The sequence below is a fragment of the Cellulomonas biazotea genome (assembly GCF_004306155.1).
In the GTDB taxonomy this organism is placed as follows: Bacteria; Actinomycetota; Actinomycetes; order Actinomycetales; family Cellulomonadaceae; genus Cellulomonas; species Cellulomonas biazotea.
Genome location: NZ_BIMR01000238.1, coordinates 1 through 7,015, shown reverse-complemented (window position 1 = coordinate 7,015; position 7,015 = coordinate 1). Strand labels below are relative to the sequence as shown.

Sequence of the window (7,015 nt, the reverse complement as noted above, 5' to 3'; positions counted from 1 at the left end):
CGTGGGGGCACCGGCCGGTGCCCGTCCGGCCCCCGCCTGGCCCCCGCCCGGCCCCCGCGGCTCGGCGCGGCTCGGTGCGGCTGCTAGCGTCGGCGGAGCGTCGCGTGCCGGTGACGGGCTGCGTCAGGCATGGAGGCGCCCGAGCGGGAGACACCGCCATCACCCACCGCACCACCGACGACCGCTCCCGCGCCCTGGCCCGCGAGCTCCGGGAGGTCCACACCCGGCTGCGGGCTGCGCTCGACCTGGCCCTCGACCAGACGGACGACGACCCCGACGCCCCGCGCGCCGACCCTGGGCAGGACCCGCTGCTCTACTGCTGGGGGTTCTGCGCCGCGCTCGACGGGCATCACCGCAGCGAGGACGACGCGCTGTTCCCCGTCCTCGTGCGCGCCCACCCGGACCTCGCGCCCGTCGTGGAGCAGCTCCGGCAGGACCACCGGATGATCGAGCACCTGCTCGGCTCGCTGCGCCAGGCGGTCCGCTCGGGCGCGTCGCCGCAGGAGCGCCGCCGCCACCTGGAGGGCGTCGGGGCGATCATGGAGTCGCACTTCCGGTTCGAGGAGCGCCGCCTCCTGCCGCTGCTGGAGGAGCTGGACCCGGACGGGGTGCCGCCCGCGGGCGCCCTGTACGGCCCGCTGGCCTGAGCGGCGGCGTCAGCCGGCGGAGGCGACCGACGTCCCCGGAGGGACGACGTCGGGCGCCGCGTCGCCCAGGGTGGACTCGCGGCCGACGATCGTGAAGTCGGCGACGACCCGCTCGAACGGCCGGTCGGAGTCGGGGTCGTCGATGCGCGCGAGCAGCAGGTCGACGGCGGTCGTCGCGATCTGCTCCCGGCCCGGGGAGACGGTGGTGAGGGTCGGCGACGAGTAGGCCGTCTCCTCGATGTCGTCCCAGCCGACGACGGCGATCGCGCCGGGCACGTCGATGCGGCGGGCGTGCAGGGCGTGCAGGGCGCCGAGCGCGAGGGCGTCGTTGAGGCCGAAGACGGCGTCGATCTCGACGCCCGAGTCGAGCAGCCGGTGCATCGCCTCGGCGCCCGTCGCGCGGTGCCACAGCCCGGCCTCGCCGAGCAGCGCGGGGTCGACCGCGATCCCGGCGCCCTCGAGCGCCTCGCGGTAGCCCTGGACGCGCAGCGCCGCGGAGCCGACGGTCTCGCCCTCGTGCGCGCCGATGACGGCGATGCGGCGGCGGCCCTGGTCGAGCAGGTGCTGGGTCGCGGCGCGCGCGCCGTCGACGTTGCTCATGGTCACGTGGTCGGCGGGGCCGCCGAAGATGCGCTCGCCGAGCAGGACCATCGGGTAGTCGACGTCGAGTGCGTCGACGTCCTGCGGGCCGAGCTCGAGCGGGGAGAAGATGAGCCCGTCGGTGAGGTGGCGGCGTTGCCCGGTGAGGACCTCGAGCTCACGCTCGCGCACGGAGCCGGTCTGCTCGATGAGGACGGTGACGCCCCGGGCCTCGGCGGCGCGGATGACGGAGTCCGCGAGCTCGGCGAAGTAGGGCAGCGAGAGCTCGGGGACCGCGAGCCCGATGAGCCCGGTCCGGCCGCGCCGCAGGTTCCGGGCGGTGAGGTTCACCTGGTAGCCGAGGTCGGCGATCGCCGTCTCGACCTTCTCCTTGGTGGCCGGCCGGATGTACTGGTAGCCGTTGAGGACGTTCGAGACGGTCTTGATCGACACGCCCGCCCGCGCCGCGACGTCGTGCATGGTCACCGCACCGGTACGCCTCGTTGCCATCCGTGCCTCCACCGCCGTCCCCTGCCGCGTCGTCCACCAGAGTGGCAGAGCGACGACCCGCGGATGTCGACGACACCAGGGCGAACGTCATCCTACATCGTTGTAGGACGCTTCCGTCAGTGACGGCAGCGGGAAACACGTCGGGCCCGGCACGTGCCGGGCCCGAGGATGTCCGACCCACCGGCCGGTCGCGCCGACGCGGTCCACGAGGGACGACGCCGGCGACGGGTCACTTCTTGTTGCGACGCTGGTGACGCGTCTTGCGCAGCAGCTTGCGGTGCTTCTTCTTGGCCATCCGCTTGCGGCGCTTCTTGATGACGGAGCCCATGGGTCCTCACTCGCTTCCGGTGGGGGCCCGAGCACGGGCCCTGCTGGTGGTCGATCGACGCGTGGTGCCGTCCATCGGCCAGAGGCCGCGAGCCCACGCACAGGAAAGTCCGAGGCACTACCTTACGCGATCCCCGGGCCTCGCCGCGACGCGCCAGGTCAGGCGCGCAGGACGGCCCTCCCGACCTGCGCGACCGCCCGTCAGGAGGACAGCCGGCCGCGGTCCTGCTGCTCGGGCTCGACCGTCATCGACGTGCGCAGGTAGTGGTCGAGCGCGTCCTGCGGGACGCGGAACGAGCGTCCGACGCGGACCGCGGGGAGCTCACCCGAGTGCAGCAGCCGGTAGACCGTCATCTTCGACACGCGCATCACGTCGGCGACCTCGACCACGGTGAGGAATCGCGTGCGGCCCGGCTGGTCGCTCATCTGATCAGCTCTCTCGCTCGTGCCCGGCGACGCGCCGGGCTCCACGCTCCCCCTGGGGTGCCGCACCACGATAGTGCCGGTGGGACTGGTGGGAAAGGGGAGACAGGTGGGACGTCGCCCGTCCGGCGGCCGACCACCCGGGTCGGTCGAGGTCCACGTCAGTCCAGGTCGGGGTCCAGGCCCCAGCACGGGAAGACCGCGGCCCGCGTCGCGCGGATCGCGCGGTCGACGTCGTCCCCCGGGTCGTAACCCGACGACCAGGGCCGCAGCCGCAGCGGCCGGCCGTCCGTCATGCGCGCCGGGCCCAGCCGCCCGTACCGGTCCCGGACGAGCTCGCGCCACGCCTGCGGCACGTCCCGCTCAGGGTCGACCGGCCGGTGCGTCGCGACGCCGACGAGGTGCGCCCACGACCGCGGGACGACGTCGAGCACCGCGTACCCGCCGCCACCGAGGGCGACCCACCGGCCGTCGGCGACGTCGTGCGCCAGGTCGTGCAGCAGCGTCGCGGCGGCGCGCTGGCCGTCGACCGACACCCGCAGGTGCGTGAGCGGGTCCATGAGGTGGCTGTCGCAGCCGTGCTGCGTCACGAGCACGTCCGGCGCGAACTCGCGCACGACCGCCGGGACGACGGCCTCGATCGCGCGCAGCCAGCCGGTGTCGTCGGTGCCCGCCGGGAGCGCGACGTTGACGGCGGACCCCATCGCGTCGGCGCCGCCGATCTCCCGTGCGAAGCCCGTGCCGGGGAACAGCGCGTGGCCCGACTCGTGCACGGAGATCGTCAGCACGCGCGGGTCGTCCCAGAACACCGCCTGCACGCCGTCTCCGTGGTGCGCGTCGACGTCGACGTACGCCACCCGCGTCGCCCCCGCGGCCAGCAGCGCGCGGATCGCGACGGCCGCGTCGTTGTAGACGCAGAAGCCCGACGCGGCGCCGGGCATCGCGTGGTGCAGCCCTCCGGTGAGGTTGACCGCGTGCTCGGCGCGGTCCTCCCAGACCGCGAGCGCCGCGTCGACCGTCCCCGTGACGACGCGCGCCGCCGCCTCGTGCATCGACGGGAAGACCGGGTCGTCCGACGTGCCCAGCCCCCGCTGCGGGTCGGGGGTGCCGTGCTCCGACGCCTCCCGGACGGCCGCGACGTAGGCAGCCTCGTGCACGGTCCGCAGCAGGTCGTCGGACGCGGGCGGCGCGTCGACGAGCTCGACGTCGGGCCCGTCGAGCAGCCCGAGCTGCTCCGCGAGGCGGATGGTCAGCTCGAGGCGCTCGGACGTCATCGGGTGCCCGTGCCCGAAGTCGTACGCGAGCATGTCGTCGGACCAGACGACCCGCACCGGGGCCGACGGGCGCTGCCCCCTCGACGTCATGCGGACACCGTCGCACCCCGACCTGCGCCTGTCGATCCGACCCGCCCGCTCGTGCGACACCTGCGGGCACGTGTCGAGCAGCCGCGCCGGGCGTGCCAGAGTTGGCCCGTCCGGCGAGCGCCGGTGTGCGCACGCGTGCGCACGGGTGCACGGGCGGAGGTGTGATGGCGCGGGGTGGCCCCGGCGTGCGGTGGCACGCACGCGAGCTCGTGGACCGCCTGGCCCGGCACTCCCCGGCCCGGCTCGCGCTCGGCGTGTTCGGGTCGGTCATCGCGATCATCACGCTCGCGCTGTGGACGCCGTGGGCCACGGTGACCGGCGAGCGGGCGCCGTTCGTCGACGCGCTGTTCACCGCGACGTCCGCCACGACGGTGACCGGGCTGGTCACCGTGCCGACCGGCGAGTACTGGTCGACGTGGGGGCTCGTGGTCATCCTCGTCGCGATCAAGATCGGCGGGCTCGGCGTCATGACGCTCGCGTCGCTGCTGGGGCTCGCGGTGAGCCGCCGGCTCGGCCTGACGCAGCGGCTGCTCGTGTCGTCGGAGACCAAGTTCACCCGGCTGGGCGAGGTCGGCTCGCTGGTCAACACGGTCATCATCACGTCGACCGCGTTCGAGGTCGCGATCGCGCTGATCCTGCTCCCCCGGTTCCACATGTACGAGGAGGACTGGGGCGAGGCGGCCTGGCACTCGATCTTCTACGGCATCTCCGCGTTCAACAACGCGGGTTTCGTGCCCACGCCCGAGGGCCTCGACCCGTACGTGTCGGACTGGTGGGTGCTGCTGCCGATCATCGTCGGGGTGTTCGTCGGGTCGCTCGGCTTCCCCGTCATCCTCAACCTCGTCGGGCACCTGCGGGAGCCGCGCCGCTGGAACCTGCACTCGAAGCTGACGATCACCACGAGCCTCGCGCTCGTCGTGTTCGGCTCGGTGCTCGTCGCCGCGTTCGAGTGGACCAACCCCGACACGTTCAAGCCGCTCGACTGGGCGGGCACGATCCTCGCGTCCCTGTTCGCCGGGGTCATGCCCCGGTCCGGCGGCTTCTCGACGGTGGACGTCGGCGAGATGCACGAGGGCACGTGGCTGCTCATGGACGCGCTCATGTTCGCCGGTGGCGGCTCGGCGTCGACCGCCGGTGGCATCAAGGTGACGACGCTCGCCGTCATGCTGCTCGCGATCGTCGCGGAGGCCCGCGGCGACCGGGACGTCGAGGCGTTCGGCCGGCGCATCCCCCGCGAGGCGCTGCAGGTCGCGATCGCCGTGTCGCTCGTGTCCGCGACGTTCGTGCTCATCTCCTCGCTGCTGCTGCTCGCGATGACCGGGGAGACGCTCGACGTCGTGCTGTTCGAGGTCATCTCCGCGTTCGCGACCTGCGGGCTGTCGACGGGCCTGACGCCCGAGCTGCCCGACTCGGGCAAGTACGTGCTCACCGTGCTCATGTTCATCGGCCGGACCGGCACGATGACGCTTGCGGCGGCACTCGCGCTGCGCAACCGTCGTCGGGTGATCCGGCTACCGGAAGAGAGGCCGATCATTGGCTGAGAAGCTGCGCGACACGTCGTCGTCCACGACGCGCAACGCCCCCCGCACGCCCAAGAAGGACTCGGGCGTCCTCGTCATCGGACTGGGCCGGTTCGGGTCCGCGATCGCCGCGACCCTCGACCGCCTCGGGCAGGACGTGCTCGCGGTCGAGCGGGACCCCGACCTCGTCGCGCAGTGGGCGGGCCGCGTCGCGCTGGTCGAGGCCGACGCGACGAACCCGGAGGCCCTGGAGCAGCTCGGTGCGCGCGAGTTCCCCGTCGCCGTCGTGGGTGTGGGCTCGTACATCGAGGCGTCCGTGCTCATCGCCGGGAACCTCGTCGACCTGGGCGTCCCGCAGATCTGGGCCAAGGCGATCTCCGCCGAGCATGCCCGCATCCTGCAGCGCATCGGCGCGCACCACGTGATCCTGCCCGAGGCCGACGCGGGCGCCCGGGTCGCGCACCTGGTGTCCGGCAAGCTGCTCGACTACATCGAGGTCGAGGACGGGTTCACGGTCGTGAAGATGCGCCCGCCGAAGGAGACGCAGGGCTTCACGCTCGCGCAGTCGAACATCCGCGAGCGGTACGGGGTGACGGTCATCGGCGTGAAGAGCCCGGGCATCGACTTCCAGTACGCGACGCCCGAGACCCGGATCTCCCAGAACGACATCATCATCGTCTCGGGCCACGCCGAGCTGCTCGAACGGTTCGCGGCCCGCCCCTGAGCCGGGCCCGCGCGTGCGTGGCCCGGTGTGGAAGGTCTGTCCCGTCCCGCGCGACAGACCTTCCACACCGGCGCAGCGCCTCGGCGGACGTCGTCCTCGTCGGGCAGGGCGTCGACGCGCGCGAGGGTGTCATGGCGGGCGCGGTCCCGTCGGGTGCGCTGCGGCGTCGGGCGCCGGGCGCTGCGGGGCCGACCAGTCCGCGCCGCCGGTCAGGACGTCGAGCTTCGCGAGGATCGCCTGCACCGGGAACCGCCGGCTGTCCAGCAGCTGCGCTCCGTTGCGCCGCAGCGCGGTCGCGAGCGGGGCCGCCCACGTGTTCTCGTACAGCAGCACCGCGGCCGAGTACCCCGGCCGGATGCCGCGCGCCACCTCACGCAGGTCGTCGTCGTCGAGGACGTCGTGCGAGGCGCCGTGGAGGAACGTGCCGTCGACCCCCTGCACGCTCAGCTCGTCGAAGGACACGACGGCGAACTCGCCCTGCGCGTCCCTGCCGACGACCGTGAGGTCGAGCGGGCGGATGACACCGCGGTCGACGAGGTCCACGAGCAGGGAGAAGGCGTCACCCTTCAAGCCGCCGGGCGGGATCTCCACGACGACGTAGTCGATGGGGCCGGACGTCTCGAGATCCATGGTGCGCACCTCGGTCCCGCCGCCCCCGACGGGCGCGGGCCTTCCGGCCGATCGTAGGAGCGCGCCCCGACCGTGACAATCGTGCGCCGTCGCCACCCCATGACGGCGTCGAGCCGCACCCCGTCCGCGAGCACGCGCCTCACGTCCGCGACGACGTCGTGGTGTGGAACGTCTGTCGCGTCGGGTGCGACCGACCTTCCACACCACCAGGGCGCGGACGCGGAGGTGCGCGACCTGCGGGGCCGGGGCCCGACAGACCGGTGGCCCGCGACGGATCGGTCGTCGCGGGCC

Annotated in this window: 8 protein-coding genes; 3 read left to right on the top strand and 5 right to left on the bottom strand. The window is 73.5% G+C overall.

The window, feature by feature from the left end:
• Positions 1-104: 104 nt before the first annotated feature.
• The gene (locus tag CBZ_RS14870) at positions 105-647 is read left to right on the top strand and encodes a hemerythrin domain-containing protein (protein ID WP_246013433.1); all 543 of its coding nucleotides are present in this window, start codon (positions 105-107) and stop codon (positions 645-647) included.
• Between the two features lie 9 nt (positions 648-656).
• On the opposite strand, the gene CBZ_RS14865 is transcribed toward CBZ_RS14870, so the two are convergent.
• From CBZ_RS14865 to CBZ_RS14850, 4 genes are all read right to left on the bottom strand, one after another.
• Positions 657-1,736: a LacI family DNA-binding transcriptional regulator gene (locus tag CBZ_RS14865; RefSeq protein WP_246013431.1), complete on the bottom strand. Its 1,080-nt coding sequence runs from the start codon at positions 1,734-1,736 to the stop codon at positions 657-659.
• Between the two features lie 229 nt (positions 1,737-1,965).
• The gene (locus CBZ_RS14860; RefSeq protein ID WP_003792170.1) at positions 1,966-2,064 is read right to left on the bottom strand and encodes a 30S ribosomal protein bS22; all 99 of its coding nucleotides are present in this window, start codon (positions 2,062-2,064) and stop codon (positions 1,966-1,968) included.
• A gap of 200 nt (positions 2,065-2,264) precedes the next feature.
• Positions 2,265-2,489 carry a helix-turn-helix domain-containing protein gene (locus CBZ_RS14855; RefSeq protein ID WP_130782290.1) on the bottom strand — a complete coding sequence of 75 codons (225 nt, stop codon included), beginning with the start codon at positions 2,487-2,489 and terminating at the stop codon, positions 2,265-2,267.
• A 158-nt stretch (positions 2,490-2,647) separates the two neighbouring features.
• Positions 2,648-3,850 (bottom strand): acetoin utilization protein AcuC, encoded by a 1,203-nt coding sequence (locus CBZ_RS14850; protein ID WP_130782289.1) that lies wholly within the window; start codon positions 3,848-3,850, stop codon positions 2,648-2,650.
• A gap of 164 nt (positions 3,851-4,014) precedes the next feature.
• On the opposite strand from CBZ_RS14850, the gene CBZ_RS14845 reads away from it, so the two are divergent.
• Positions 4,015-5,391: a TrkH family potassium uptake protein gene (locus CBZ_RS14845; protein WP_130782288.1), complete on the top strand. Its 1,377-nt coding sequence runs from the start codon at positions 4,015-4,017 to the stop codon at positions 5,389-5,391.
• Entirely contained in the window at positions 5,384-6,094 is a 711-nt protein-coding gene (locus CBZ_RS14840) for a potassium channel family protein (RefSeq protein WP_246013429.1), read from the top strand. Before CBZ_RS14845 ends, CBZ_RS14840 begins: the two co-directional genes overlap by 8 nt.
• A gap of 129 nt (positions 6,095-6,223) precedes the next feature.
• Here the strand turns inward: CBZ_RS14840 and CBZ_RS14835 are convergent, their stop codons facing one another.
• Positions 6,224-6,724: a DUF6325 family protein gene (locus tag CBZ_RS14835; protein ID WP_218022784.1), complete on the bottom strand. Its 501-nt coding sequence runs from the start codon at positions 6,722-6,724 to the stop codon at positions 6,224-6,226.
• Positions 6,725-7,015 lie beyond the last annotated feature (291 nt).